Source organism: Nguyenibacter vanlangensis, from assembly GCF_013376155.1.
GTDB classification, from domain to species: Bacteria; Pseudomonadota; Alphaproteobacteria; order Acetobacterales; family Acetobacteraceae; genus Gluconacetobacter; species Gluconacetobacter vanlangensis.
Genome location: NZ_JABXXP010000765.1, coordinates 1 through 1,279 on the forward strand (window position 1 = coordinate 1; position 1,279 = coordinate 1,279).

At 69.1% G+C, this 1,279-nt stretch carries 2 protein-coding genes; both read right to left on the minus strand.

The window, feature by feature from the left end:
- Positions 1 to 844 (minus strand): ABC transporter ATP-binding protein (locus HUK84_RS18835; protein ID WP_176641588.1); only part of this gene is annotated, 844 nt, incomplete at its 3' end.
- On the minus strand, positions 841 to 1,279 hold a 439-nt coding region (locus HUK84_RS18840), incomplete at its 5' end, for an HlyD family secretion protein (protein WP_176641589.1). The genes HUK84_RS18835 and HUK84_RS18840, both read right to left, overlap by 4 nt.

A 1,279-nucleotide genomic window follows, 5' to 3' on the forward strand; every position in this document is an offset into this window, starting at 1 on the left:
CCTCGAGCGCCGCGCGGTCCATCCCAGCGACATGCAGCACGCGGCCGAACATCGTCGCGGCCTCGACCCCCGGGGCGGCACGCAGCAGCGGCACCGCCGCCTCGACCGTGGGGCCGGTGGCGTCATAGGTAGTCAGCCCGACATCGCGGATCAGGTCCTCGGCGCTGCCCTGGACCACGATCCGCCCGCCGGCCAGGTAGACGACGCGCGCGCAGCGTTCGGCCTCGTCCATGTAATGGGTCGATACCAGAACCGTCAGGCCGCCGCCGGCCATGTCATGGATCAGGTCCCAGAATTCACGCCGCGCCCGCGCATCGACCCCGGCCGTGGGTTCGTCCAGCAGCAGCAGCGCCGGACGGTGCAGCACGCAGGCCGTCAGCGCCAGGCGCTGTTTCCACCCGCCCGACAGATGCCCGGCCAACTGGTCGGCGCGGGCGCGCAGATCCATGCGGCCGATGATCGCGCCTACTGCCTCGCGTGGCTGGTCCATTTCGTACAATCCCGCCACAAGCTCGAGATTTTCCCGGACCGTCAGATCCTCGTACAGGCTGAAGCGCTGGGTCATGTAGCCGACCTGCCGCCGGATGCTTTGCGATTCGCGCAGGATGTCCAGCCCCAGGCAGGTGCCGCTGCCGCCGTCGGGCGCCAGCAGCCCGCACAGGATGCGGATGGTCGTGGTCTTGCCGCTGCCGTTGGCGCCCAGGAAGCCGCAGATCTCGCCCCGCGCCACTTGCAGGCTCAGCCCGTCCACCACGCGCAGGCCGCCGAAATTCTTGCGGATGTCGCGTACGTCGATGACGTACTCGGCCTGTTTTTCGACCTGCCGTTCCGCCGTGCCGCTCATGGTACCGCCCTGGGTGATGCCTTGCCCGGCCGGGCATCCGGCAGGCCCACAGTCACCGGCTGGCCGGGATTGAATTGGCGCGCCTGGCCGGGGCGCGGCCGCGCCTGCAGCAGATAGACCAGCTTGGCGCGGCTCTGGTCGCTATAGATCAGCGGCGGAGTATATTCGGCCTGCGGCGCGATGAAATCGATCACGCCGCGCAGCCCGGCCGGGCAGCCGTCGCATGACAACGTCACCGTGTCGCCGTAATGCAGGCGCGACACCACCGGCTCGGGCACGAAGAAGCGGATATAGATATTTTCCGGTGGCAACAGCGAAATCACCGGAGCCCCGCTCTCCACGACCTCGCCTGGCCAGGCCAGGATGTCGGCGATGATGCCGGCGGCGGGTGCCGCGACATGCCGCTGGTCCAGCCGCCATTGCAGCGCGGCCAGC